The following is a 23,816-nucleotide window of genomic DNA, read 5'->3' on the forward strand; positions in this document are numbered from 1 at the left end:
GTGTTCAAGGGTGTTAACTCCCTCTTGCGTAGGTGTAAGAGGGCGGGGTGAAGGCGGAGCGAAACGCGGATCAGCGAGACTACGCAGGATGCGGCGTGATGACGGTGCTTTCATCCCCAACCCTTCTTCTGCGGACAGAAGAAGGGGCAGAGCAAATCAGATTCGCATTGGCATCACGACGTATTTAAAGTCGGTGTTGTCAGGAATGGTGATCAGTGCAGATGAATTTGAATCGCCCAAAGCAATGTTGACTTGCTCGCACTTCAGGTTATTCAATACATCCAGCAGATAACTGACATTGAAACCGATATCGACGTTATCACCACCGTAGTCGATTTCAATTTCTTCCATCGCTTCTTCCTGATCGGCATTGGTCGACAAGATTTGCATGCTGCCAGGTGTGATAACGCAGCGCACGCCTTTAAACTTGTCGCTGGTCATGATCGCGGCGCGTTGTAAAGAGCGCAGCAATTGTTCGCGACCCAGTGTGAAATTGTTTTTGTAACCTTTAGGAATCACGCGGTTGAAGTCTGGGAATTTGCCTTCGACCAGTTTGGAAATCAATTCGATATCAGCAAATGTCAGTTTGACCTGGTTATTCGCGATGTCGATTTGCACAGGATCATCTTTGTCTTCCAGCAAGCGCTGCAATTCAATGATGGTTTTGCGCGGAATGATGACTTCGTGGCGTGGAAATTCTTGTTCGACTTCGACCTGGCAATACGCCAGACGGTGACCATCAGTGGCAACAGCGATGACGTTCTTGCCATCGACCACCAGCAACAGGCCATTCAGGTAATAACGGATATCTTGTTGCGCCATGGAGAAATGCACCATGTTGAACAAGTGTTTCAGGGTTTTTTGTGGCAGGTTTACGCTGGCATTGAAGTGCTCAGCCTGCGCTACTGTAGGAAACTCTTCTGCTGCCAGCGTCTGCAACGAGAAACGGGATTTACCCGATTGCACGCTCATGCGCTTGTTATCCAGTTTTAATACAACATCATTGTCATCCGGCAGGGCGCGCAAGATGTCCAGCAATTTACGCGCAGCGACTGTGGTGGCAACGTTCTCGCCGCCAGAGCCGATTTCTGCTTTGGTAGTGATCTGCACCTCGATGTCCGTCGAGAGGAACGACACTTGTTCGCCATCTTTGCGAATGAGGATATTGGCCAAAATCGGCAATGTGTGCCGACGCTCGACAATACCACTCACAATTTGCAAAGGCCGGAGCAGGGTATCCCGGTGGGTTTTAACCAATTGCATTTGAATATCCTCACTTATGTTGTTGATAAGGGACCTGATTTGTGGGCGCCTCAGTTAAGTTCACTGGCAGTCGCATCTCGCACGTTGCTGCCTCTTGTTTTGCGATCTGCTTTCTGTCCGTGACTTTATCTGCTTCGTCTCTTATTACTTTTTTATGTACTGCCTGACTACTTAAAAACTCACGCCTGACCCGAAAAGTGGGCGAGGCCTTTATACTTTGATTGCTGCTGTCACTTCTGCATCATGATGGTTCGGTTATTTTAGCCCGACCAGACTTTCAAGCTTCAGCGATCAACCCTTGAGCGTTTGTTCCAACACATGCAGCTCGTGGTTACACTCAGGGTTTTTCGCGCGATCAGCCGTAATCTTGCGTACCGCATGCAAGACTGTGGTGTGATCGCGTCCGCCAAATAATTCACCAATCTCAGGCAAACTCTTTTGCGTCAGTTCTTTTGCCAGATACATCGCAATCTGGCGCGGTCTGGCGATATTGGCCGGACGTTTTTTAGAATACATATCGGCGACTTTGATATTGAAAAAGTCAGCCACGGTTTTCTGGATGTTTTCTACCGATATCTGGCGGTTCTGCACCGACAACAAATCTTTCAGCGCTTCTTTCACAACATCGATCGTGATTTCTTTGCCATGGAAGCGGGAGTAAGCAAGAATTTTGCGCAGTGCGCCTTCCAGCTCGCGCACATTTGAACGCAGATGTTTGGCGACGAAAAACGCGACGTCGTCTGAAAAATGTACGCCTTCGGAATGCGCTTTTTTGAGCAGAATCGCCACCCGCATTTCCAGCTCCGGTGGTTCAATCGCAACTGTCAAACCAGAGTCAAAACGCGAAATCAGGCGGTCATCCATCCCGGTGATTTCTTTTGGATAAGTATCACTGGTGATGATGATCTGTTTTTTCGCGGCGATCAGTGCTTCAAACGCATAGAAAAACTCTTCCTGCGTACGGCTTTTACCGCCAAAGAATTGAATATCATCGATCAGCAGCAGATCAAGCGAATGGTAATAACGTTTGAATTCATCAAAACCCTTGCGCTGATATGCCGTGACAACGTCGCGTACATATTGCTCAGCGTGGATGTAACGGATTTTCGCGTTCGGGTTGTCCACCAGAATCTGGTTACCTATCGCATGAATCAAATGCGTCTTACCGAGCCCGACGCCGCCATACAGAAACAGCGGGTTGTAAGATACGCCCGGATTATTCGCCACCTGTATCGCTGCGGCGCGTGCCAATTGATTCGCCTTACCTGTTACGAAGCTGTCGAAAGTCAGTTCGACATTGATGCGGCTCAGGTCGCGCCGTGGTGATGCTTCTGGCGCAGCCACAGCTTCCTGGACAATTTCGACATTAGCCGTGGAATGATCACCATCGCTGCCGTTGCCGCGAGGGGCGGGTGCAGCTAGCTTTTTGCCGCCACGCGGATCAAGTACAAACTGTACTTCTACTTCATCATCCCAATATTGATTGGCTAATTCTGAAATGCGGTTAGCGAACTGGGCTTTGACCCAGTCGAGTTTAAAACGGTTGGGCGCAGCAATGCGCAGCTTGCCTTCTTCGAAGTCGAGCGGTACGAGAGGTTTGATCCAGGCGCTGTATTGTTGCGGTGGAAGCTCTTGCTCAAGTTGGGACGAACAGGCTTGCCAGAAATTTTCCATGTATGACTTTAATGTATTAAATGCAAATGCGCGGTGCCGAATCTATGAAGCGATTGCGAAATCAGTCTGCCATCCGGAAGCCGGAACGGCGCTTGTAGTTGAGTGAACACAGACGAATTTCGCAACAGTTTCCTTTACCCTTTTTGAACTCATTGTATCTGAGTCAGATCAAAAAAGTTGCCTTAAAGGCATAAACCGGTGCCGCGCTAATCCTCTATTTTAACCGCGACTGCAAGAGTTATCCACAGCCTTGAGATTAAATTTATTCTTCCCTATGCACGACCGTACGTAAACGGGCTTTGATTAAATTTTGTGCTAAGTGATTGACACGTAAGCTAAAAATGGTGTCTAATTCAGGGTTCCCTACCCTCTTTTATTGGATGGTGCATCGTTTTTACGACATGCAACAAGCCATGAGCAGCGGTTTTGGGGCAGTAAAGGTGAAAAGCCTGACGTCAATTAAACGCAAGCCTTTACCCGTAATTCCGATTTTTTTTATTGCTCAAATAGCGAGACCAACATGAAACGTACTTACCAACCTTCCGTCGTTCGCCGCAAGCGCACCCACGGTTTCCGCGCACGTATGGCAACCCGCGGTGGCCGCGCTGTTCTGAACGCACGCCGTGCCAAAGGCCGTAAACGCCTGGCAGCTTGATTTTAAATTGTTGGTCTGCGGCAGCTCTGGCTGAAATCGCATGATCAATCATTTAACTGACCCAGTTCAGGCAGATGCAGGCGGTGCAGATTTTGCCCGCGTTCGTCGCATCGTTAAAACGGATGAGTTTTCATCCGTTTTTCGTTTGCGCCCCGTACAAAAAACGCCGCATTTTGTGCTGTATGCCAGAACCAATGATTTGCCGCACGCTCGTCTGGGTGTTGTTGCTGCCAAGCGCTTTGCGCCACGGGCGGTAACACGCAACACGATCAAGCGCGTCACGCGTGAGATCTTCCGGTGCTCAGCGTTGCAAAACGTGGATTGTATTGTGCGCTTATCCAGACCAGTGAACAGCAAAGACGGTCCTGCGACAACTGCCCAGCTCAAACGTGAGCTGCGGGCGGAAATCGTGCGTCTGTTCGCTGCGCCTGCTTGTAAGGCTGGCTGACATGAAAACACTGCTGCTCCTGTTGCTACGCTTTTATAAGTATGCAATCAGTCCTATGCTGGGGCAGAATTGTCGTTTTTACCCCAGTTGTTCTGAATATGCAGCAGAGGCGATTCAGCTGCACGGTGCCGTTAAGGGAAGTTATTTAGCCGGCAAACGCCTGTGCAAATGTCATCCCTGGCATCCTGGTGGCGTGGATAATGTTCCACCTGCCGGTGAAAAAAATAAGACCGTCCCCACATCCGACAAGTGTTGCCACGATCATACTGGCGACACTGGTCATTCCTCACACCTTTCCTGACATACACAAATGGATATCAAACGTACCGTCCTGTGGGTTATTTTCTCTATGTCGCTGTTGCTCCTGTGGGACAACTGGATGCGCCACAATGGCAAATCGTCCATGTTTTTTCCTTCCGCGACCACGCAGCAAAGTAAAAATACCAATGCTCCGGCTTCTGCCTCCGCTGTGGCCGCACCAACACCGGCAGTCAGTGCAAATGGCGCTCCGGTCTCTGCGAATAACCCTGCCGTTGCTCCTGTCAAGAGCGAGATCATCACGATCACGACTGACGTGATGAAAGCCGATATCGACACGCTGGGTGGTGAGGTTCGACGTCTTGAATTGTTGAAATACAAAGAAGACGCCAAACACGAGCATTTCTACACGCCGTTTCTGGAAGCCGTTGGCTTGAAAGAAAAGACAGAAAATCACAAAAATGTTGTTCTGTTTGATGCTGGCGAAAAACGAATTTATCTGGCACAGACTGGCCTGATCAACGGTGCGTTTCCTAACCATAAATCTGTGTTTGTTGCGAAACCAGGCAAACGTACGCTGGATGCAGATAGCAGCGTTCAATTGGTGCTGGAGTCAGAACAGAATGGTGTGAAACTGACGAAAACCTTTACCTTCAAAAAAGGTGATTACGCAGTCGGCGTTCAACATACTGTCAGCAACAACAGCACAGCGGCGATTACACCATCGCTGTACTTGCAGTTAATTCACGATGGCACAAAACCAGAGGGTGGCTCGATGTTCACCGGCCCAAGTGAATTTTATGCACCGGCAATCTATACCGATGCTGAAAAATTCCAGAAACTGGATTTTGAAAAAATTCATAAAGCGGAAAAAGAACTGGCTGGCAGCAGCAACAGCAGCCATGCGAAATCAGCCGATAACGGCTGGGTTGCAGTGATACAGCATTTCTTTGTTTCTGCATTTGTACCGCAAGACAAGGGGGCGCGCGAGTTCCGCACGGAACAAGTGAAAGAGAATGTCTTCTCAGTCAGCACAGTATTGCCGCTGGGTAGTATCGCTCCGGGTGCAAGCAAATCTAGTGATGCTGTTTTGTATTCCGGCCCACAATCGACTGCCACATTGGAAAAAATTGCCCCAGGTTTAGAGCTGGTGAAAGACTACGGCATCCTGGCAATTATCGCTAAACCATTGTTTGGTCTGATGGAGTTGATACACGGTCTGATCGGCAACTGGGGCTGGACTATCGTTGCCTTCACTATTGCAATCAAACTGGCCTTGTTCCCATTGTCAGCGGCTGGCTATCGCAGCATGGCGAAAATGAAAGTGGTTACGCCGAAGATGCAGGCAGTGCGCGAACGTTATAAAAACGATCCGCAAAAAATGAATCAGGCGATGATGGAGTTGTACAAAACTGAGAAGATCAATCCGCTCGGTGGCTGCTTCCCTATCCTGATCCAGATGCCGATTTTCCTGGCTCTGTACTGGGTATTGCAAGCCAGTGTGGAAATGCGCGGCGCGCCGTGGATGGGCTGGATCACTGATCTGACCGCACCTGATCCGTTGTTCATTTTGCCTGTGATTTACGCGATCTCGATGTACATCACAACCAAGCTCAATCCGGCACCAGCAGATCCTATGCAAGCGAAGATGATGATGTTCATGCCGTTAGCATTTTCCGTCATGTTCTTCTTCTTCCCATCCGGTCTGGTACTGTACTGGGTCGTGAATAATATTCTATCGATAGGTCAGCAATGGGTGATCAACAATAAATTGATTCCACCTGAGCACAAGGCTTAACGTCACACCAGAAAAAAGCCCGCGTCGTGCGGGCTTTTTTTATCGCTGCAACGATGTTCAGGCTGCAAGACGTACCTTCAGCTTGTCGCATTTCAGTCACAGCTATACAGACAATTCTGCACTTGAAGAGTGCAAGCACAGATAGAATTTCAACATGACTTACGATCCTATTCCCATCGCCGCCATTGCCACTGCCCCCGGACGCGGAGGCATCGGAGTTGTGCGGATTTCCGGTAAAAATCTGGCTGCCGTGATGACAGCGTTGTTTGGCAGCACCCAGTTAAAACCCCGTCACGCAACTTATCTGCCTTTTACGCTAGCGGATGGCTCGGTCATTGATCAGGGCATCGCGCTGTATTTCAAAGCGCCACATTCGTATACCGGCGAAGATGTGATTGAGTTGCAAGGGCATGGCGGCCCGGTCGTCATGCAAATGTTACTGAGTCGCTGTCTGGAAGCCGGTAAAGAATCTGGTCTGCGCTTGGCAGAGCCGGGTGAATTCACACAACGCGCTTTTTTGAATGACAAACTCGATCTGGCGCAGGCAGAGGCAGTTTCCGATCTGATTGAAGCATCGACCGAAGCTGCTGCGAAATCGGCTTCGCAATCCTTGTCCGGCGCATTTTCTAAAGTGATTCATGCCTTGGTGGAGAAGGTCGTGCATCTGCGTATGCTGGTGGAAGCGACACTGGATTTTCCTGAGGAAGAAATCGATTTTCTCGAAAAATCAAATGCACGAGGTCAGCTATCGGTGATACAGACCGCTTTGCAAAAAGTGTTCGAACAGGCCGCGCAGGGCGCATTACTGCGTCAGGGTTTGAATGTGGTACTGGCCGGGCAGCCGAATGTCGGTAAATCTTCTTTACTTAATTCGCTGGCTGGTGATGATGTGGCAATCGTCACACCGATTGCCGGCACGACCCGCGATAAAGTGACGGAAACCATCCATATCGAAGGCATACCGCTGAATATCATCGACACCGCAGGTATACGTCACGAGCACGACGATACCGAGCCCGGTGGGATCGTGAATGCCATTGATACGGTTGAGCGTATTGGTATTGAGCGCACTTGGGCCGAGGTTGAAAAGGCCGATGTGATTTTGCATCTGCTGGATGCCAGCCGTGGCCCGACCCGTGCCGACGAAGCTATCGTAGCCCGTTTTCCTGATGGTGTTCCTGTGATTCGCGTCTGGAACAAGATTGATCTCTCTGGTCATCATGCCAGCGTTGATTCTATGGATGATGCGACGCATATTTATCTGTCCGCCTCTGAGCATATCGGCATCGATCTGTTGCGCAAGGAATTATTGCGCATCGCTGGTTGGCAGCAGACGGGTGAATCCTTATATCTGGCTCGCGAACGGCATCTGATTGCGTTGAAGCAAGCAAATGAACATCTGCAAAACGCGGCTGAATACGCCGCGCAAAATGATCAGTCGCTGGATTTATTCGCCGAAGAACTGCGCCTGACACAAGATCGCCTCAACAGCATCACCGGTGAATTCACGTCGGACGATTTGCTGGGTGTGATTTTCTCGCGTTTCTGTATAGGAAAGTAGACCGACACTTCTTGACGGCAGAATGATCTGTAATCGCCGTGTTGGGGTAATTTGCTCGGATACGACGCTAAAAAAAGCTGACCAAACGGTCAGCTTTTTTTATGGTGATGAGCGGAATGATTTCCTCACACTGCCGCAATGTCGCTGAGCAGGGTATCAAAGCTGGTGTACAGCGCATTACTTCTGAGCAGACGGCTCCCCTGTCCATCGCTGATAATCAACGCCGGTACTCCTTGTACGCCGAAACTGTGCATCATTTCCTGTGCGTTGCGGATACGCTTCCGGTGACGGTCGCGCAGGGCATCGTCGGGTGATGCCAGACTATCTGCAGCACGATTAAAATTGTTATTGCGTAAAACAGTGGTCACGACAGACCAATCGCAGGTGTCCTGTGCGTACAGATAACGGGCTTCCTGTAACAGCCTGAGTGCGTCGAATTCCCTTTCCGGTGCGCTCATCGCAACCGCGCTGAGCGCCATTGTTGCTGCTGCCGAATCGAAACGGCTACCCGGCTTACCCAGAATGTGCGAGCGGTATTCCGGAGTAAAGCGTTGTCCTGTGAGTTTTTCGATACGCTGATCATTTGACCATGCGTAATCAGCAAACGCCGCATCCATGACGCGTCCGCCGCTGTCCGAAAACAGGCCGGATGGTGCCAGCACCAGCGTGATATCGCTTTGCTCTCTCAGCTTTCCTATCATCGGCGCCGCACCGTAACACCAGCCACACAAGGGATCAAACAGATAGGTGATCGTCGTTTTCATGTTGCTTTCTCCTTACCACTTCATTTCGCCTTTGTTGACCTTGGCGCCGATGTCCAGCGACATACTACCAGCGCTGATCTGCGGATAGGCCTGTTTCATTGCATTGATCAGCTCTGCACTATTGCTGCTGGTCGCGAGTTTTTTCTCAAATGTTTGCAGGTAATCTTTTGTGAACGTGATGTTGCTGATATCGATTTTTGTTCCTGATTGCATGTGGCTGGGCACGACGAGCTCAGGTTTCAGTGCCGCCATTTCATCCAATTGTGCGACCCAGGCGGCGCGCTCTGCTGCGGTTTGTGTGTCTGCTGTCCAGACATGCATCTGACCGAAAACACCGATGTTACCGACAATGGCTTTGATGGACGGAATCCAGGTATAAGGACGGTGCGCCAGTACACCTTGTGTGCCGCGGATCTCAATGGTTTGCCCTTCCAGCGTCAGGGTATTCTCTGACAATGCTCGCGGTACCACTGGTTTGCGCGGTGCATTGGCGCCCATTTTAGGTCCCCAGAATGCGACTTTACCTGCCAGTTTCGGCATCAGCTTCTCCAGCACAGCCGAAGTCGTTACGACGTCAGCCTGAGGAAATATTTCTTTCAGCGTTTCCACACCAAAGTAGTAATCGGGATCAGCCTGACTGACATAGATGGTCGTCAATTTTTTTCCACTGTCGAGTACATTGGCGGCAATACGCAGTGCATCTGCGCGGGTAAAGCCGGCGTCAATGACCATCGCATCTTTCTCGCCATACACCAGGGCTGAATTAACGTTAAAACTATTGCCGTCCGCGTTGTACACCTTCACTTGCAGCGGTTGCGCTGCGTGTGCGGAGGTGAAAGCGATGGCGAGAGATGCGGCGACGATGGATGTGCGGATCATGGTGAACTCCTGTTGAGTATTAAAAAAACTGTTTTGCAGTACAGGTAGCTACTATAGTTTCAGTATTTGTACAGATAAATACGCTAAAGTGCGCATAACTGTTTCATAAAATGAGCGAATGATGGATAGACTGATTGCAATGCAAGTGTTTACCGAGGTGGCAAAGAGTGGCAGTTTTACGGCAACTGCTGACAAACTCGATATGTCGCGTGCGATGGTCACGCGCTACATCAGTGAACTCGAACAATGGCTGGGCGCACGTCTGCTGCAACGAACGACGCGACGCGTGACGCTGACCGACGCGGGTGAAAACTGTTTGCGGCGCAGTGAGCAAATGATGGCGCTGATGGAAAACATGGAAGAAGAAACCGGTAGCCACGAAGGCGAATTGAGGGGGCAGTTGCGCATTACTTGCAGCATGTCATTTGCCTATGCGCAGATCGCGGCAGCGATTGTGGATTTTTTGAAACGCAATCCGCAGCTAAAAATTGATCTGAACATCAGTGAAGGTGCCTTGAATCTGGTCGATGCCCGTATTGATCTGGCTATTCGCATCAGCGCTGAACCTGATCCCAGCCTGATAGGGCGGGTACTGGCACCGTGCTCTTCAGTTCTGGTTGCGTCTCCCGCGTATCTTCGTGTTCATGGTATGCCACAGACACCAGCCGAACTGGCGGCACACCGTGGCCTCAGCTATGCCAATTTTGGTAAAAGTGTGTGGACTCTCAGGCGCGGGGAGGAACTGGTGTCCGTCAGAATCAGCAGCTATTTCAGCGCCAATGAAGCAACCGCATTGTTGTGCGCTGCGCAGGCCGGTGGCGGCATTGCTCTGCAACCGGTTTATCTGGCAAAGCCATATCTGGAAGACGGAAGCCTGCAAGTGGTGCTGCCCGAATGGCAATTGCCCGACATGTCTATCTATGCGCTATACCCGTCACGCAAACATTTGTCGCCAGCGGTAAGGGCTTTACTGGATTTTCTGGCAGAGCGCTTTGCTGGAATTGCTTGGTAGCACACAACAAGGCTGACAATCGCAGTCTGAATATACATCGCCCGGGAGCATAAATAAGTTCGCCTATGTTAAGGTGTGCGGATACCGAATTTTTCTGTTTGCATCATGTGTCAATTATTAGGAATGAACTGCAATACCCCGACCGACATCGTGTTCAGTTTCACGGGTTTTGCGACGCGCGGCGGACGTACCGATGAGCATAAAGATGGCTGGGGCATCGCTTTTTTTGAAGGCAATGGCGTACGTCATTTTGTCGATCATCAGCCCGCAGTCAGCTCACCGGTGGCTGATCTGATCAAGCGTTTACCAATCCAATCAAAAAATGTCATTGCGCATATCCGTAAGGCGACACAAGGTGAAGTCATGCTGGAAAATTGCCATCCGTTTGTACGCGAATGCTGGGGCCGTTACTGGGTATTTGCCCATAATGGGGACCTGAAAGAATTTGCGCCCGAACTCGACGGTAGTTTTTTACCGGTAGGAACGACGGATAGTGAACGTGCCTTTTGCTACATCCTGCAGCAAATGCGCCATCGGTTCGGGCGAACTTTACCGGCATTGCCCGAACTGACATCGTTTCTGCGCGGGATTGCCAGCGAAATCGCCGCATTTGGTACATTCAATATGATGCTCTCAAACGGTGAAGCCTTATTCACTCACTGTTCGACCAAATTACATTACATCATCCGGCAGTATCCGTTCACGACGGCGAATTTATCGGATGAGCAGGTAACGGTTGATTTTGCTGAGGTCACCACACCGGACGACAGGGTGGCGGTGATCGTCACTGAACCGCTGACCAGCGACGAAATCTGGACGCAGTTTGCCCCTGGAGAAATGAAAGTGTTTGTCGACGGCAAGGTGCTGACGGAGTTACTGGCATGAGCGCGCGCCCGGTTGATCAGCTGGACGCCAATTTGCTGCGGGTATTGCATACCTTGCTGAGCGAACGCAGTGTCACGCGTACCGCAATGAAACTGGGGCAATCTCAGCCCGCCATCAGCAATATGCTGAAACGTCTGCGGGATATCACCGGCGATGCAATTCTGGTGCGCGGTAAAAATGGCATGACGCCGACCGAACGCGGGCAGGAGTTACTGCTATTGGCGCGTCAGGGGCTGAGTCTGCTGGAAAGCATTGCCAGCCCGCCACCGGCATTTGTCGCGGCGACCAGCGAGCGGGTATTTCATCTCGGTGCGCCTGATTATCTCAGCGTGTTACTGATTCCTCTGGTGATGGAAAAAGTGCGGGAACTCGCGCCCAACGCAGTTCTGGTTGTGCATGCACTGAATGCCGGTTTTGATTATGCCGCTGCGCTGGAAAGTGGAGAGCTGGATTGCGTGATCGGTAACTGGCCGGATTTACCGCCGCATTTGCATATCGCGCAGTTGTTTGAAGACGACGTTGTTTGCATGGTGAATCGCAAGCATCCCGTTGTCGGCAAAGGATTGTCGCTGAAATATTATCTGGAAATGGCACATCTGGCACCGACGCCTTACATGATGGGACACCGCAGCATTATTGATACGGCGCTGGCGGAGCAGGGACTGAAACGTAAGATACAGATGACCATACCGTATTTTGGTATGGTGCCGTACATCTTGTCGAAAACGGATTTGGTTTTCACCACCAGTCGCAGCTTTGCCGTTCAGTGTGCGAAAGACTGGCCGATAGAAATATTGGCGATGCCGATTGCGATGCCAAAGATGCAGTTCTTCATGTTGTGGCACGAGCGGGTACATGCGGCAGCTGAAGTGCAATGGCTGCGCCGTATAGTGGCCGAGGCCGCCGGTGAAGTCTACGCCTGAGACAGGGCGCAGATAAAAAACGTCGCCGGGTGTGGCACCGGGCGACGTTTTTATTTGACTATGTGATCAGAGGCAGATCAGCCTGGTACTTTGCCATCCACGCCTTCAACATAGAACTTGATTTCGTGCAGGAACTTGTCGTCAGCAACGACATCTTTACCCAGCACTTCTTTGCCTGTGTTGTCTTTGATCGGACCTTTCCAGATTGGCGCTGTGCCATCAATCACACCCTGACGTTTTTCAGCGATGAGTTTTTTCACATCATCGGATAAATTCGCATTGAATGCTTTCAGGTCTATCATGTTTTCTTTCAGACCCCACCAGGTGGTTTCTGATTTCCATTTGCCTTCCATCGCTTCGCCAACACGCTTGATGTAGTAGCCGCTCCAGTCGATCACCGACGCTGCAGCATGCGCTTTCGGACCGAATTTCGTCATGTCGCTATCCCAACCGAAAGCCACCACGCCTTTTTCTTCGGCTGTCTGTACAACTGCTGCAGAATCCGTGTTTTGCATCAGTACATCAACACCCTGACCAACCAGTGTCGTTGCTGCTTCCCGTTCTTTGCCCGGATCAAACCATTTGTTAACCCACACAACCTTGGTCGTTGCTTTAGGATTCACGGCACGTGCACCAAGCGTAAATGCGTTGATGTTACGCAGCACTTCTGGAATTGGTACGGAAGCGACCACGCCCAATTTGCCGGATTTGCTCAATTTACCAGCAGCGATACCCGCCAGATAAGCGCCTTCATAAGTACGGACATCGTATTGCGCAAGATTGTCTGCCGTTTTGTAGCCCGTTGCATGTTCAAATTTCACATCAGGAAAATCTTTCGCTACTTTCAGCATTGCTTCCATGTAACCGAAGGTGGTACCGAAAATTATCTTGTTACCTTGTGTTGCCAGATCGCGAATTACGCGTTCAGCATCGGCAGCACTTTCCGGTACATTTTCGACAAATGTGGTTTTTACTTTGTCGCCGAATTTGGCTTCGACCTGTTTGCGTGCCGCATCGTGGGCATAAGTCCAGCCTGCGTCGCCGACTGGGCCAACATAGATGAAGCCGACTTTTAAAGGTTCAGCTGCTGCCGTTGCGGCAACCGTACTGGCTGGCGCGGCTTCAGGTTTTGCTTCTTCTTTTTTACCGCAAGCAGCAAGGCCAAAGACCGCCAGTGACATTGCTGCCACCAGTGTTTTTCTACGGGAAATTTTCATAATGAGCTTCCTTCGGTGAACAAAAAATAAGGTTTTCAGAAAACAGTACAGCGTGAACCATCTGTCCGGTTCAGGGGCGGAAAGGTTTCCCCAGTGATGCTGGCATATTCAGGCGTATCCAATCCGGATTACGTGAAATCAGTACCAACACAAGTATCGTTGCTGCGTAAGGTAGCATCGATAAAATTTGTGAAGGAACCGCAATACCGATCGCCTGAAAATGAAATTGCAGGATAGTCACGCTGCCAAACAGTAAGGAACCCAGCAAGACGCGTGCCGGACGCCAGGTAGCAAATGTGGTCAGCGCGAGGGCAATCCAGCCGCGTCCTGCGACCAGACCTTCCACCCACATTGGTGTGTAGACTACTGACAGATAGGCGCCTGCAATACCGCAGCACGCACCGCTGAATAACAGTGCACCGTAGCGGATTTTTCTGACTGGATAACCGAGAGCATGCGCAGATTCCGGTGATTCTCCGACTGCGCGTAACACCAGTCCGGCGCGGGTGCGATATAAGAACCAGATGATGCCGGCACATAACAACAGGCTGAAATACACGGCCCAGTGCTGATCAAATAACGCCTTACCCAGAAACGGCAATTCTGATAAAAATGGAATACCATGCGCGCCTGCCGGTAAGGATTGACCGACGAAAGATTGCCCGATAAACGCCGATAGCCCGGCACCAAAAATCGATAATGCCAGACCCGTCGCTACCTGGTTGGTGGTCAGTACCAGTGTCAGCCATGCAAACAGGCTCGACATCAGCATTCCTGCAAGCGCACCTGCGACAAAACCAAGAGCCGGGACATTGGTCTGATGAGCCACCGCAAAGCCGACAATCGCAGCGACCAGCATCATGCCTTCGGCACCAAGATTGAGCACACCTGCACGTTCATTGATCAGCAAACCCAAGGCAGCGATCAGCAGCGGTGTACCAGAATTGATTGACGCAGCAATCAGAGCAGCAAAATTTTCCATGCTTATTTCTTCCAGCGCAGGCGGTAATTGATTAAGGTGTCACAGGCCAGCAACATGAATAACAGCATGCCCTGAAACAGGCCGGTAATCGCTGAGGGCAGACCGAGACGCGACTGCGCCATTTCACCACCGAGGTAAAACAGAGACAGCACCAGTCCGCCAAAAATGGTGCCGATAGGATTTAAGCGACCGATGAAGGCAACGATAATGGCCGCAAAGCCATATCCCGGCGAAATCGACGGCAGCACCTGACCGATAGGGCCAGCGACTTCAAATGCGCCAGCCATGCCCGCGAAGCCGCCAGAAATCAACAGCGAAGTCCATAAAGCCTTGCGACTGGAAAAGCCCGCATAACGGGCGGCCAGCGGTGCCAGCCCACCGACGGTTAGGCGAAAACCAGCAAAGCTGCGATAGATAAAAATCGCCATGCCGCCGCTGGCAACCAGCATCACCAGAAAGCCTATATGTAAACGACTGCCATGGAAGATATGCGGCAACAGAAATTCGCTGGAAAAAACTTTTGATTGCGGAAAGTTCATTCCGTTAGGATCTTTCAACGGGCCGTTGACGGCATACATCAGCAATAACTGCGCGATATAGGTCAGCATCAGCGACACCAGAATTTCATTCGCATTAAAACGGTCGCGCAATAAGGCCGTGACAGATGCCCATGCGGCGCCACCGGCAATACCCGCCAGCGTTGCCAGTAACAAGACCAGACCGCCCGAAATATTCGAAATGCCCGGTGTGCCCTGATCGAAAAACAAAATCGTGGCACCAGCGGCAAGGCCGCCAGCAATCAACTGACCTTCGGCACCGATATTCCAGATATTCGCGCGGTAACAAACCGACAGGCCCAGCGCGCACAGCACCAGTGGCGTGGTTTTCAGCAATAAATCAGCGATGGTCGAAGCGTTACGTAAAGGTTCCAGCAAAAATACCTGCAAGGCGGTCAGCGGATTTTTACCGAGCGCGAGAAATAGCAGGCCACCAAAAAAGACCGTCAGCAACAGGGCGAATACTGGCGAAAAATAAGCCATCACCCGTGAAGACGCAGGACGTAATTCCAGTTTAAACATGCTCGGCCTCTTGCTTAGCTGTCGCCTGATCTTCCCATAAACCGCTCATCCATAATCCTATCTGTTCTCTGCTGGCGTCTGCCGTTGCCACCGAGGGTGACAAGCGCCCTTTGGCAATGACATACATGCGATCGCACAACTCAAATAATTCATCTAATTCTTCGGAAATCACCAGCACTGCGCAGCCTGCCTGTTTCAACTGACGTATTTCACCGTGAATCTGGGCTGCCGCGCCGACATCCACGCCCCACGTTGGCTGTGCCACGATGAACACGTCGGGATGCCGCATAATTTCGCGACCGACAATAAATTTCTGCAAATTCCCACCGGATAAGCTGCGTGCGGCTGCTGCAGGTCCCGAGGCTTTCACGCGAAAACGGCCGATGATGTCGCTGGCAGCTTGTATTGTGTGTTTAAAATTGATCATGCCGTGGCGTACAAATGGCGCTTTCTGCTGTGACAACAGCATGTTATCCGTCAGGCTGAGTTCGGGTACTGCGCCACGTCCCAGGCGTTCTTCTGGCACCAGACTTTGTCCCAGTTCGCGCCGTGCTTCCGGGCCGTAACGGCCGACAGCTTTGCCTTTGAGTTGTACCATCTGCGCCGCCGGACGGCGGTCTTCACCGGACAAGGCCGCCAGTAACTCCTGCTGACCATTACCGGAAACCCCGGCGATACCAACGATTTCACCGCCAAATAAGCTCAGGTCAATCTGCTCTAATGCCGTCGCAAATGCATGCGCTTTCGGCAGGCTGAGTCGCTCGATCTGCAGTCGCAATGGTCCTTTTTGTATGCTTGCATCATGCGGGTGATGCTGAACGGCATCGCCGATCATCATGCGCGACAGGCTGGCTGCTGTTTCCTCGCGCGGATCGCAATGACCGGTGACTTTTCCCATGCGCATCACGGTCGCCGAATGGCACAGTTCACGGATTTCATCGAGCTTATGGCTGATATATAAAATGCTGCAGCCTTCTGCTGCAATTTTGCGCAGGGTGATAAATAATTTTTGTACTGCCTGCGGCGTCAGGACTGAGGTTGGTTCATCCAGAATTAATAATTGCGGATGCGTCAGCAGGGCACGCACAATTTCCACACGCTGACGCTCACCGACAGATAAGGTGTGAACATGCCGATGTGGTTCCAGCTCCAGACCATAGTTTTCACCAGTCTGGCGGATTTGTTCTGCCAGTTGCGTCATATCTGTCCCGGCATCCAGGCCGAGGGCGATATTCTCTGTCACGGTTAAAGTATCAAACAGAGAGAAATGCTGAAACACCATGGAGATGCCAAGTTTGCGCGCATCTTGTGGCGTTGCTACTTTCACTTCCTGACCATTCCACAGCACTTTGCCAGAGTCTGGCTTGACCGCGCCGAAAATAATTTTCATCAGCGTTGATTTACCCGCACCGTTCTCGCCCAGTACCGCATGGATTTCGCCGGGGGCAACGCTGAGATTGATATGATCGTTGGCGACGACGGAGGGATAGCTTTTACAGATATCAGACAGTGCTAACCTCGACGATAGCGGTGCTGCGATAGAAGTCACAATGACCTTTCTATGGAAAAAACGGCTGGAGTGCTGGTGAACATGGGCGTAGCTATTTATAAATCCTGATCAATGATGAATGACGGGACAAGCAGATGTCAGGTTGGCATGGAGTGGACGCCCGTATTTATCCACGTATTTAACCAATATCTTGCCCGCCATCTGTTGCTCGTTATTTCATTGTTACTGCATCATTAACTACATCAGGAATGCTTAATTAACACTAGCTTTAAGCAAGAACAATGCCCTCAGATTAAGAGGCTTGTTGTGCAGGAATTATCATGAAAACCGCATATTGAGTATTCGGCCGACATTATAAATGCGACTGCCGCATTCACAAAACCAAAATTACTCTGAAATCATTGACATTCGTGCGTGTCGGCCCGCTGACGATCAAATCTCCCAGCGCGGAAAAATAGCCATAGCCATCATTGTTTTCCAGCATTTGTTTCGGCGATAAATTGAGTGCCATTGCCCGCTGCGCAGACGCGGGCTCATAGTAGGCTCCGGCATTATCTTCCGAGCCATCGATGCCATCAGTGTCGCAGGCCAGTGCGTAAATATTCGGACAGCCATTGAGTGCAACGGCCAGACTAAGTAAAAATTCTGCGTTACGGCCACCGCGACCGTTACCGCGTACGGTTACCGTGGTTTCGCCACCGGACAAAATGACGCAAGGCTTGGGGAATGGCTGGCTTTTACGGGTGACCTGCAATGCCAGCGCCGCATGCATGAGGCCGATATCACGCGCCTCGCCTTCGATGCCATCCGATAAGATATGCGCTGCGATGCCCATAGTTCTGGCCTGATACGCCGCCGCATCCAGCGCATGCTGGGCAGTAGCGATGATGTGGTGTTCGTGACGGGCGAAACGTGGGTCGCTGGATTTCGGTGTTTCTCCCTGCCCAGACTGCAGATGGGTTTCGATATTGTCAGGAATTGCAATCGCGTATTTGCGCAAAATAGCGAGTGCATCGGCACAGGTGGTGTCATCCGGCAGCGTCGGACCACTGGCGATAATACTGGCGTCATCACCTGGCACATCTGAAATCATCAAGGTGATCACTCTTGCCGGTGCACAGGCTAATCCTAATCTGCCGCCTTTGATTGCCGACAAATGTTTGCGTATGCAATTCATTTCGCTGATGGCGGCACCGCTTTTCAACAACGCTTTGTTGATCGCTTGCTTTTGTTCCAGTGTGATGCCTTCTGCAGGCAAGGCCAGTAAAGCAGAGCCACCGCCGGAAATCAGGCACAGCACCAGATCGTCTTTTGTTAAACCCTGCACCATGTGTAAAATTCTTGCCGCTGCTTGCTGTCCGGCGCTATCAGGAACAGGATGTGCGGCTTCGATGACCTCAATTTTCTCGCACGGTACGCCGTGACCATAACGCGTCACGACCAGTCCCGATAATTCGCCTTTCCAGTGTTGTTCAACCGTGTGTGCCATCGCTGCCGCGCCTTTGCCTGCGCCGATCACAATGGTGCGGCCATGCCGTGGCGGCTCTGGCAGAAAGGCCGGCAGACATTTTTCTGCACTGACGGCATCGACGGCTGCCTGATACAGGGAATTCAGAAATTCGCGTGGAGATGAGATGGGCATAGTGTTGAGTAGTAATATGGCGGTTCGACGACAACAGCACTTCGGATTACAACTCGCAAGTGCCACTGAACAAAATACATAAAACAGAAAAATCATCATAAACGATATGGCTTACGATTTCGGTGAAGTAAATTCAACAATGCAGCAATATGTGGACCGTCAGATACTGGCGGGGGTATCAACGGCGGTGCTGGTGGGACGTGATCTGGTGCATGAACACCACGCCGGTTGGGCGGACATTGAGAACCAGATTCCCTTGTGTGGTGATCATTTGTTCCGGGTTTTTTCGAATACCAAGCTGATTACATCGATGGCCATCATGCTGTTAATCGAGGATGGCAAAATCGCACTCGATGATCCGCTGGAAAATTATTTGCCGCAGTTAGGCAAGCGTCGCGTGTTGAAGGCTGGTGCGAACAGTCTTGATGATACCGAACCAGCACGTTCATCGATCACTATCCGTCATTTGCTGAACCACACGTCCGGACTGAGTTACGGACTGCTGGATCATGGTAGCCTGATGTACAAAGCCTATAACGAACGTAAAGTGTTGAATGCTTTCCAGACACTGGCGGAAATGATCGATATTCTGGAGGAATTGCCTCTGAGTTTTCATCCCGGTGAAGCCTGGCAGTATTCGATCTCCACCGACGTGTTATCACGCGTGGTCGAGGTTGTCAGTGGCAGAAATTTCGATCAGTTCCTGCGCTTGCGGATACTTAATCCACTGGGAATGGATGACACCGGTTTCTATGTTCCGGAAAATAAACTGCACAGACTGACCGCTTATTACGGCGGTGCTGATCCTGCAAATGTGTTGCAGCGCGGTTTGCGCCGACTGGATAAATCGCCGTATCCCGGCGCATTTACCAAGCCGGTGCCGCGTTTGTCCGGCGGCGGTGGGCTGGTATCGAGCATGCACGATATGCTGGTGCTGATGCGCAGTTTTATGCCGGATGGTGATCATTTACTGAAACAAGAAACCATGCATCTGATGATGCAGAATCAGTTGCCAGCGGGCGCAGGCATAGGTTTTCCGGGTGTTGGTGATGTGCCGGGCAAGGGCTTTGGATTCGGCGGTGCGGTGACGTTGCGCCCCTCGTCCATCGACCCGGTCGGTTCGGAAAGTGAATTTGAATGGGGCGGTATCGCCGGTACGCACTGGTGGATCAACCCCCGCCGCAATATTGCGGGAATACTGATGACGCAACGATTAATGAGTTTCTGGCATCCGTTTTCATTTGATTTCAAGCGTCTCGCGTATGCCGCAGTGGGCGTGAAATAAATAGTTGTTGCACACAGAAAAAGCAATTCATATTGCCGACACATCCAATGATTAGCATGGCCCCAGATTAAAAATAGTGTGAGGAAAAATGACTACCTGTTCTATTCGTTCTGTATTGTCGTCTGTGTTGCTATTGCCAGCCGCAACTGCTCTGACTTTATCCGCTTGTAGTACGTCACCCCAACTGTTTGCGCAACAAGATGGCCTGCAACAAGCATGGACTGTGCTTGGTGAACAGGGGCAAGCAGTGGCACGTGTGGTGACCACGGATACTGTTTGTCCGGTGTTGACGCAAGATGGTAAAGCGCAAATGATGACCGCGCGTGCCGACGCCGCGACTATCCCGCAACGCAAGACCGCAAGTAGTGCGAACGATTCTAAACCGTCCGCATTTCCAGTGCTGACTTGCGAGGCGACATTGTCGCCGACGACCAGCTCCGCCAGCATTGGTGGGCGAGCGTTGCCATTGCCGCAGCCTGTCGCAAAAAAAATTGTCGTGATTGGCGATACCGGTTGCCGTCTGAAACTGGCGGATAACTATTTTCAGTCATGTAGCGACAGCGAGAAATGGGCATTCAGATCGATGGTCGAGGCCGCCGCCAAAACAAAGCCGGATCTGGTGATTCATGTCGGTGATTATCATTACCGCGAGAATGCCTGCCCGGAAGGGAATAAAGACTGCGCTGGCAGCCCTTGGGGTTATGGCTGGGATACCTGGAAAGCGGATTTTTTCGACCCGGCGCAGGCATTATTGAAAGCCGCACCGTGGGTGATGGTGCGTGGCAACCATGAAACCTGCACCCGCGCCGGGCAAGGCTGGTGGCGCTTCCTCGACCCCCGTCCTTTGCAAAGCGGACGTGATTGTAATGCTGAACGCGATGATGCCAGTGGTGATTACAGTCCGCCTTACGCGGTACCGTTAGGGCGCGTCGGGCAAGAGGCTGCGCAACTGATTGTGTTTGATTCGTCTAAAGTACCGAACAAAGCGCTAGGCAAAAATGACGTGCCGTATCAGGTTTACATGGAGCAATTCAAGACGGTGAATCAGTTGTCTGACGCAGCCGACTTCAATATTTTCATCAATCACCATCCGATTCTTGGTCTGGGTGCGGGAAGGAATAAAGAGGGTGGATTAACGATCTGGCCCGGCAACGCCGCCTTGCAGGGAGTGATGCATGAGGTTAATTCGACGCGTCTGTTTCCTTCCAAAGTACAGGCAACTCTGGCTGGGCATGTTCATTTGTTCGAGGCACTGACATTTAACACTGATCATCCGGTGCAGTTTGTTTCAGGCAATGGCGGTTCCTCGCTTGATTCGCCGCTGCCAGCTGTTTTACCAGCGGGAACCACACCTTATGCCGCAGCTGAAATAGCGCATTTCAGTAATTCCAATGACGTTGGTTTCATGGTGATGGAACGTGAACCGCAATCCTGGAAAATGCAGGCATGGAATAAGAACGGTAAGCTGATGACCGAATGCCGTACTCAGGGCAAGAAAACCCAGTGCCAATCTTTCCAATAACACCACCTTTCAGCGCATCGGGAAAAGACGGTATCAATAAAAACGGGATATAAAACGGAATATAAAGCCGGATACCGTCATTCTGTTGTCATGTCATCTGACTGTCAGCTAAATTCATCCTGACGTCATACCGCCTGCCTAGACTTGTGAGTTTTCTACCCACCAAGTTCAATGGAAGGCAAGATGATGTCCCGGAAATCGCAACAAATTAAGCAGCAATCCCAGCAGCAATCGCGACCACAATTGACACGCAAACGAATGTCAGCCCAAGTTGTGTTCGCCATCACGCTGATGGTTGTGCACCACGCTCAGGCGCAGTCAGTGGTTAAGGCTGAAAGTACTGTTGAATCTGATTCAGCGCTGGACGCGGAAGCGATCAAATCAAGGGTTGTGATCAGTGGTTCGAGTGTCGGCAATCGTGCACCGGTACAAAGCTCACTGAAAGCGACGCAGCCACAATCAATTATCACTGCGACGTTTATTGAACAGTCTGTGACTGATCTGGCTGATTTCAATGCCGTTGCGCGGATTGCGCCGAGTGTGGGTTCCGGCGTGTCTGCCAATGGCCCTGGTCTTGCCGAATCCAAAGTCACGTTACGTGGTTTTCAGGATGGTGAATACAACATGACGTATGACGGTATCCCTTTTGGTGATACGAATAATCCTACGCATCATTCCACGTCTTATTTCCCGGCACGCATCATCGGCGGCATGGTGATCGAGCGCGGCCCGGGCAATGCCAGCAATCTGGGGCAAGCCACTTTCGGCGGTTCTATTAATTTGTTCTCTAAAGAATTGTCGGCGGATTTTAATTTCACACCGTATTCGACATTTGGCTCTTGGAATACCCGCATGTATGGTGCGCAGGTCGATAGCGGTATGTTGTCGGGTTTTGGCAATGCGCAGATGATGTTTAATGCTTCACGTCTGACATCCGACGGTTACCTGACTTACAGCAGCGTCACCGAAGACAATTACCAGTTCAAATTCCAGCGCAATCTTGCTCAGGATACCGTGCTGACAGTTTTTTCCACCTATAACAAGATCAACAGCTATGTTCCGGATAAAGGCGGTGTGACTTTGAATCAGGTGGCACAGTTCGGTAAAAACTACGCCCTGAACAACGATCCGACGAGCCAGAATTATTACGGCTATAACTTCAACTACAAAACGACGGATTTTGACTATATCCGTCTGCAATCGAAGTTTGCTGGCTGGAATATCGACAATACGCTCTATACCTATTCGTACAATAACGATACTTATTCCGGTCAGGATGCCAGTGGTGCAACCGCGAATGGCACCAAAGCCGGTGCTGCCGGAAATAAGAATGTTCCGGGTTACAACAAGCTCAATGCGTATCGTGTGAACGGCGATATTTTCAAAGCCACCAATCAATTTGATGCCGGTTTATTGCGCGCCGGTGTTTGGCTGGAAAGTTCAAATACCAACCGTCATACCTATGATCTGGACTGGACTCTGGGCTTGCCGAATCCTAAAGAATCAAGCGCACCGAAAAGCGTGTCTTACGAACAGCGTTCTTCGTGGAAGCAGTATCAGCCCTTTGTTGAATTTGAATGGAATGCCGCACCAGATTTAACGATCACACCGGGTGTGAAATACATGCATTTCAAACGCGAAATTGATGCCTCGGTGAATCAGGGCACGCGTATCGCGACGAATGCTGAACAGACCTACACGTCGACGTTGCCATTCCTGACCGCGAATTACAGTGTGAATAAAGAATGGTCTGCGTATGCGCAGATTGCCAAAGGTTTTCTGGTGCCTGATCTGTCCATGTTTTATGTGAACAACCCGAATCTGAGCACGCCGAAAGCGCAGACATCAACGAATTATCAGTTGGGTACTGTGCATCAGTCGCGTAACCTGACGCTGGATGCCGACATTTATTACATCGACTTTGATAATAAGATCGCGTCCACCGGCAGTGGTAATGATCTGGTGTATTACAACCAGGGTGGTGTTGTCTATAAAGGTATTGAGGCGGCTGCCACGTATTACATCGGTAGTGGCTTCTCGGTGCATGCCAATGCCTCTCTCAACAGTGCAAAAGCCAAAGACACGGGTCTGCAAGTAGCGAAAGCGCCAGAGAGCACCAGTGCGTTTGGTCTTTTGTACAAAGCGAACGGTTTGTATGGTTCGCTGATCGCAAAAAATGTCGGCACGCAATATGCAAAAGACGGCGAGCCAGCTGCTTACAAAATACCGTCTTATCTGACGACAGATCTGACGATAGGTTATCGCTGGAAAGCCGTTAGTTCATTGGTCAAAAACGTCAAGGCGCAGTTAGGAATCAATAATCTGTTTGATCAACAGGATGTGACTGCTGTCTCAGCCAATAGCAAAGGCGTCGCTTTCGATCAATATACTTTCCAGCCTGCACGCAGCTGGAGCTTGTCTGTCAGCGCTGATTTCTGACCAACATTCGCGCAGCGTTT

At 50.9% G+C, this 23,816-nt stretch carries 20 protein-coding genes; 11 read left to right on the plus strand and 9 right to left on the minus strand.

Going from position 1 to position 23,816, the window contains the following annotated elements:
• Positions 1 to 156 precede the first annotated feature (156 nt).
• Positions 157 to 1,263, minus strand: a complete 1,107-nt coding sequence (gene dnaN, locus H8K29_RS01125) for a DNA polymerase III subunit beta (protein ID WP_186883997.1) — start codon at positions 1,261 to 1,263, stop codon at positions 157 to 159.
• 291 nt (positions 1,264 to 1,554) lie between these two features.
• Positions 1,555 to 2,937, minus strand: a complete 1,383-nt coding sequence (gene dnaA, locus H8K29_RS01130) for a chromosomal replication initiator protein DnaA (protein WP_186896067.1) — start codon at positions 2,935 to 2,937, stop codon at positions 1,555 to 1,557.
• Positions 2,938 to 3,457: 520 nt separating this feature from the next.
• On the opposite strand from dnaA, the gene rpmH reads away from it, so the two are divergent.
• The 5 genes from rpmH to mnmE all read left to right on the plus strand — a co-directional run bounded on the left by rpmH (position 3,458) and on the right by mnmE (position 7,657).
• Positions 3,458 to 3,592, plus strand: a complete 135-nt coding sequence (gene rpmH, locus H8K29_RS01135; RefSeq protein ID WP_061535510.1) for a 50S ribosomal protein L34 — start codon at positions 3,458 to 3,460, stop codon at positions 3,590 to 3,592.
• 40 nt (positions 3,593 to 3,632) lie between these two features.
• On the plus strand, positions 3,633 to 4,040 hold the full coding sequence (rnpA, locus tag H8K29_RS01140) for a ribonuclease P protein component (RefSeq protein ID WP_186883995.1): 408 nt from the start codon (positions 3,633 to 3,635) through the stop codon (positions 4,038 to 4,040).
• A 1-nt stretch (position 4,041) separates the two neighbouring features.
• On the plus strand, positions 4,042 to 4,341 hold the full coding sequence (gene yidD, locus H8K29_RS01145) for a membrane protein insertion efficiency factor YidD (protein ID WP_186896068.1): 300 nt from the start codon (positions 4,042 to 4,044) through the stop codon (positions 4,339 to 4,341).
• A 9-nt stretch (positions 4,342 to 4,350) separates the two neighbouring features.
• Positions 4,351 to 6,096 carry a membrane protein insertase YidC gene (yidC, locus tag H8K29_RS01150; protein WP_186896069.1) on the plus strand — a complete coding sequence of 582 codons (1,746 nt, stop codon included), beginning with the start codon at positions 4,351 to 4,353 and terminating at the stop codon, positions 6,094 to 6,096.
• A gap of 154 nt (positions 6,097 to 6,250) precedes the next feature.
• Positions 6,251 to 7,657 carry a tRNA uridine-5-carboxymethylaminomethyl(34) synthesis GTPase MnmE gene (gene mnmE, locus H8K29_RS01155; protein ID WP_186896070.1) on the plus strand — a complete coding sequence of 469 codons (1,407 nt, stop codon included), beginning with the start codon at positions 6,251 to 6,253 and terminating at the stop codon, positions 7,655 to 7,657.
• Between the two features lie 125 nt (positions 7,658 to 7,782).
• On the opposite strand, the gene H8K29_RS01160 is transcribed toward mnmE, so the two are convergent.
• Both H8K29_RS01160 and H8K29_RS01165 read right to left on the minus strand, forming a co-directional pair.
• Positions 7,783 to 8,421 carry a DsbA family protein gene (locus H8K29_RS01160; RefSeq protein ID WP_186896071.1) on the minus strand — a complete coding sequence of 213 codons (639 nt, stop codon included), beginning with the start codon at positions 8,419 to 8,421 and terminating at the stop codon, positions 7,783 to 7,785.
• Between the two features lie 12 nt (positions 8,422 to 8,433).
• On the minus strand, positions 8,434 to 9,300 hold the full coding sequence (locus H8K29_RS01165; RefSeq protein WP_186896072.1) for an MBL fold metallo-hydrolase: 867 nt from the start codon (positions 9,298 to 9,300) through the stop codon (positions 8,434 to 8,436).
• A 121-nt stretch (positions 9,301 to 9,421) separates the two neighbouring features.
• Here H8K29_RS01165 and H8K29_RS01170 point away from each other — a divergent pair, with 121 nt between their 5' ends.
• The 3 genes from H8K29_RS01170 to H8K29_RS01180 all read left to right on the plus strand — a co-directional run bounded on the left by H8K29_RS01170 (position 9,422) and on the right by H8K29_RS01180 (position 12,120).
• Positions 9,422 to 10,312 (plus strand): LysR family transcriptional regulator, encoded by an 891-nt coding sequence (locus H8K29_RS01170; RefSeq protein ID WP_186896073.1) that lies wholly within the window; start codon positions 9,422 to 9,424, stop codon positions 10,310 to 10,312.
• A 105-nt stretch (positions 10,313 to 10,417) separates the two neighbouring features.
• Entirely contained in the window at positions 10,418 to 11,197 is a 780-nt protein-coding gene (locus H8K29_RS01175) for a class II glutamine amidotransferase (RefSeq protein WP_186896074.1), read from the plus strand.
• The gene (locus tag H8K29_RS01180; RefSeq protein WP_186896075.1) at positions 11,194 to 12,120 is read left to right on the plus strand and encodes a LysR family transcriptional regulator; all 927 of its coding nucleotides are present in this window, start codon (positions 11,194 to 11,196) and stop codon (positions 12,118 to 12,120) included. Before H8K29_RS01175 ends, H8K29_RS01180 begins: the two co-directional genes overlap by 4 nt.
• A gap of 77 nt (positions 12,121 to 12,197) precedes the next feature.
• Here the strand turns inward: H8K29_RS01180 and H8K29_RS01185 are convergent, their stop codons facing one another.
• The 5 genes from H8K29_RS01185 to H8K29_RS01205 all read right to left on the minus strand — a co-directional run bounded on the left by H8K29_RS01185 (position 12,198) and on the right by H8K29_RS01205 (position 18,550).
• Positions 12,198 to 13,337 (minus strand): BMP family ABC transporter substrate-binding protein, encoded by a 1,140-nt coding sequence (locus tag H8K29_RS01185; protein WP_186896076.1) that lies wholly within the window; start codon positions 13,335 to 13,337, stop codon positions 12,198 to 12,200.
• 70 nt (positions 13,338 to 13,407) lie between these two features.
• A complete protein-coding gene (locus H8K29_RS01190; protein WP_186896077.1) occupies positions 13,408 to 14,319 on the minus strand; it encodes an ABC transporter permease in 912 nt (303 codons plus the stop codon).
• A gap of 2 nt (positions 14,320 to 14,321) precedes the next feature.
• Positions 14,322 to 15,398 carry an ABC transporter permease gene (locus tag H8K29_RS01195; protein ID WP_186896078.1) on the minus strand — a complete coding sequence of 359 codons (1,077 nt, stop codon included), beginning with the start codon at positions 15,396 to 15,398 and terminating at the stop codon, positions 14,322 to 14,324.
• The gene (locus tag H8K29_RS01200) at positions 15,391 to 16,938 is read right to left on the minus strand and encodes an ABC transporter ATP-binding protein (RefSeq protein WP_370527132.1); all 1,548 of its coding nucleotides are present in this window, start codon (positions 16,936 to 16,938) and stop codon (positions 15,391 to 15,393) included. The genes H8K29_RS01195 and H8K29_RS01200 overlap by 8 nt, the downstream gene beginning before the upstream one ends.
• A 343-nt stretch (positions 16,939 to 17,281) precedes the next feature.
• Complete coding sequence (locus tag H8K29_RS01205) at positions 17,282 to 18,550, minus strand: glycerate kinase (RefSeq protein ID WP_186896079.1); 1,269 nt, start codon at positions 18,548 to 18,550, stop codon at positions 17,282 to 17,284.
• A 106-nt stretch (positions 18,551 to 18,656) separates the two neighbouring features.
• On the opposite strand from H8K29_RS01205, the gene H8K29_RS01210 reads away from it, so the two are divergent.
• The 3 genes from H8K29_RS01210 to H8K29_RS01220 all read left to right on the plus strand — a co-directional run bounded on the left by H8K29_RS01210 (position 18,657) and on the right by H8K29_RS01220 (position 23,796).
• Complete coding sequence (locus H8K29_RS01210; RefSeq protein WP_222611385.1) at positions 18,657 to 19,835, plus strand: serine hydrolase; 1,179 nt, start codon at positions 18,657 to 18,659, stop codon at positions 19,833 to 19,835.
• A gap of 88 nt (positions 19,836 to 19,923) precedes the next feature.
• On the plus strand, positions 19,924 to 21,357 hold the full coding sequence (locus tag H8K29_RS01215) for a metallophosphoesterase (protein ID WP_186896080.1): 1,434 nt from the start codon (positions 19,924 to 19,926) through the stop codon (positions 21,355 to 21,357).
• A gap of 258 nt (positions 21,358 to 21,615) precedes the next feature.
• A complete protein-coding gene (locus tag H8K29_RS01220; RefSeq protein ID WP_186896081.1) occupies positions 21,616 to 23,796 on the plus strand; it encodes a TonB-dependent receptor in 2,181 nt (726 codons plus the stop codon).
• Positions 23,797 to 23,816 lie beyond the last annotated feature (20 nt).

The organism is Undibacterium sp. CY21W, from assembly GCF_014284265.1.
Classification (GTDB): Bacteria; Pseudomonadota; Gammaproteobacteria; order Burkholderiales; family Burkholderiaceae_D; genus Undibacterium; species Undibacterium aquatile.

Excerpts from the sequence above, each read along its gene's own strand:
- dnaN (WP_186883997.1), bottom strand. The coding sequence starts at position 1,263 with ATGCAATTGGTTAAAACCCACCGGGATACCCTGCTCCGGCCTTTGCAA.
- dnaA (WP_186896067.1), bottom strand. The coding sequence starts at position 2,937 with ATGGAAAATTTCTGGCAAGCCTGTTCGTCCCAACTTGAGCAAGAGCTT.
- rpmH (WP_061535510.1), top strand. The coding sequence starts at position 3,458 with ATGAAACGTACTTACCAACCTTCCGTCGTTCGCCGCAAGCGCACCCAC.
- rnpA (WP_186883995.1), top strand. The coding sequence starts at position 3,633 with ATGATCAATCATTTAACTGACCCAGTTCAGGCAGATGCAGGCGGTGCA.
- yidD (WP_186896068.1), top strand. The coding sequence starts at position 4,042 with ATGAAAACACTGCTGCTCCTGTTGCTACGCTTTTATAAGTATGCAATC.
- yidC (WP_186896069.1), top strand. The coding sequence starts at position 4,351 with ATGGATATCAAACGTACCGTCCTGTGGGTTATTTTCTCTATGTCGCTG.
- mnmE (WP_186896070.1), top strand. The coding sequence starts at position 6,251 with ATGACTTACGATCCTATTCCCATCGCCGCCATTGCCACTGCCCCCGGA.
- H8K29_RS01160 (WP_186896071.1), bottom strand. The coding sequence starts at position 8,421 with ATGAAAACGACGATCACCTATCTGTTTGATCCCTTGTGTGGCTGGTGT.
- H8K29_RS01165 (WP_186896072.1), bottom strand. The coding sequence starts at position 9,300 with ATGATCCGCACATCCATCGTCGCCGCATCTCTCGCCATCGCTTTCACC.
- H8K29_RS01170 (WP_186896073.1), top strand. The coding sequence starts at position 9,422 with ATGGATAGACTGATTGCAATGCAAGTGTTTACCGAGGTGGCAAAGAGT.
- H8K29_RS01175 (WP_186896074.1), top strand. The coding sequence starts at position 10,418 with ATGTGTCAATTATTAGGAATGAACTGCAATACCCCGACCGACATCGTG.
- H8K29_RS01180 (WP_186896075.1), top strand. The coding sequence starts at position 11,194 with ATGAGCGCGCGCCCGGTTGATCAGCTGGACGCCAATTTGCTGCGGGTA.
- H8K29_RS01185 (WP_186896076.1), bottom strand. The coding sequence starts at position 13,337 with ATGAAAATTTCCCGTAGAAAAACACTGGTGGCAGCAATGTCACTGGCG.
- H8K29_RS01190 (WP_186896077.1), bottom strand. The coding sequence starts at position 14,319 with ATGGAAAATTTTGCTGCTCTGATTGCTGCGTCAATCAATTCTGGTACA.
- H8K29_RS01195 (WP_186896078.1), bottom strand. The coding sequence starts at position 15,398 with ATGTTTAAACTGGAATTACGTCCTGCGTCTTCACGGGTGATGGCTTAT.
- H8K29_RS01205 (WP_186896079.1), bottom strand. The coding sequence starts at position 18,550 with ATGCCCATCTCATCTCCACGCGAATTTCTGAATTCCCTGTATCAGGCA.
- H8K29_RS01210 (WP_222611385.1), top strand. The coding sequence starts at position 18,657 with ATGGCTTACGATTTCGGTGAAGTAAATTCAACAATGCAGCAATATGTG.
- H8K29_RS01215 (WP_186896080.1), top strand. The coding sequence starts at position 19,924 with ATGACTACCTGTTCTATTCGTTCTGTATTGTCGTCTGTGTTGCTATTG.
- H8K29_RS01220 (WP_186896081.1), top strand. The coding sequence starts at position 21,616 with ATGTCAGCCCAAGTTGTGTTCGCCATCACGCTGATGGTTGTGCACCAC.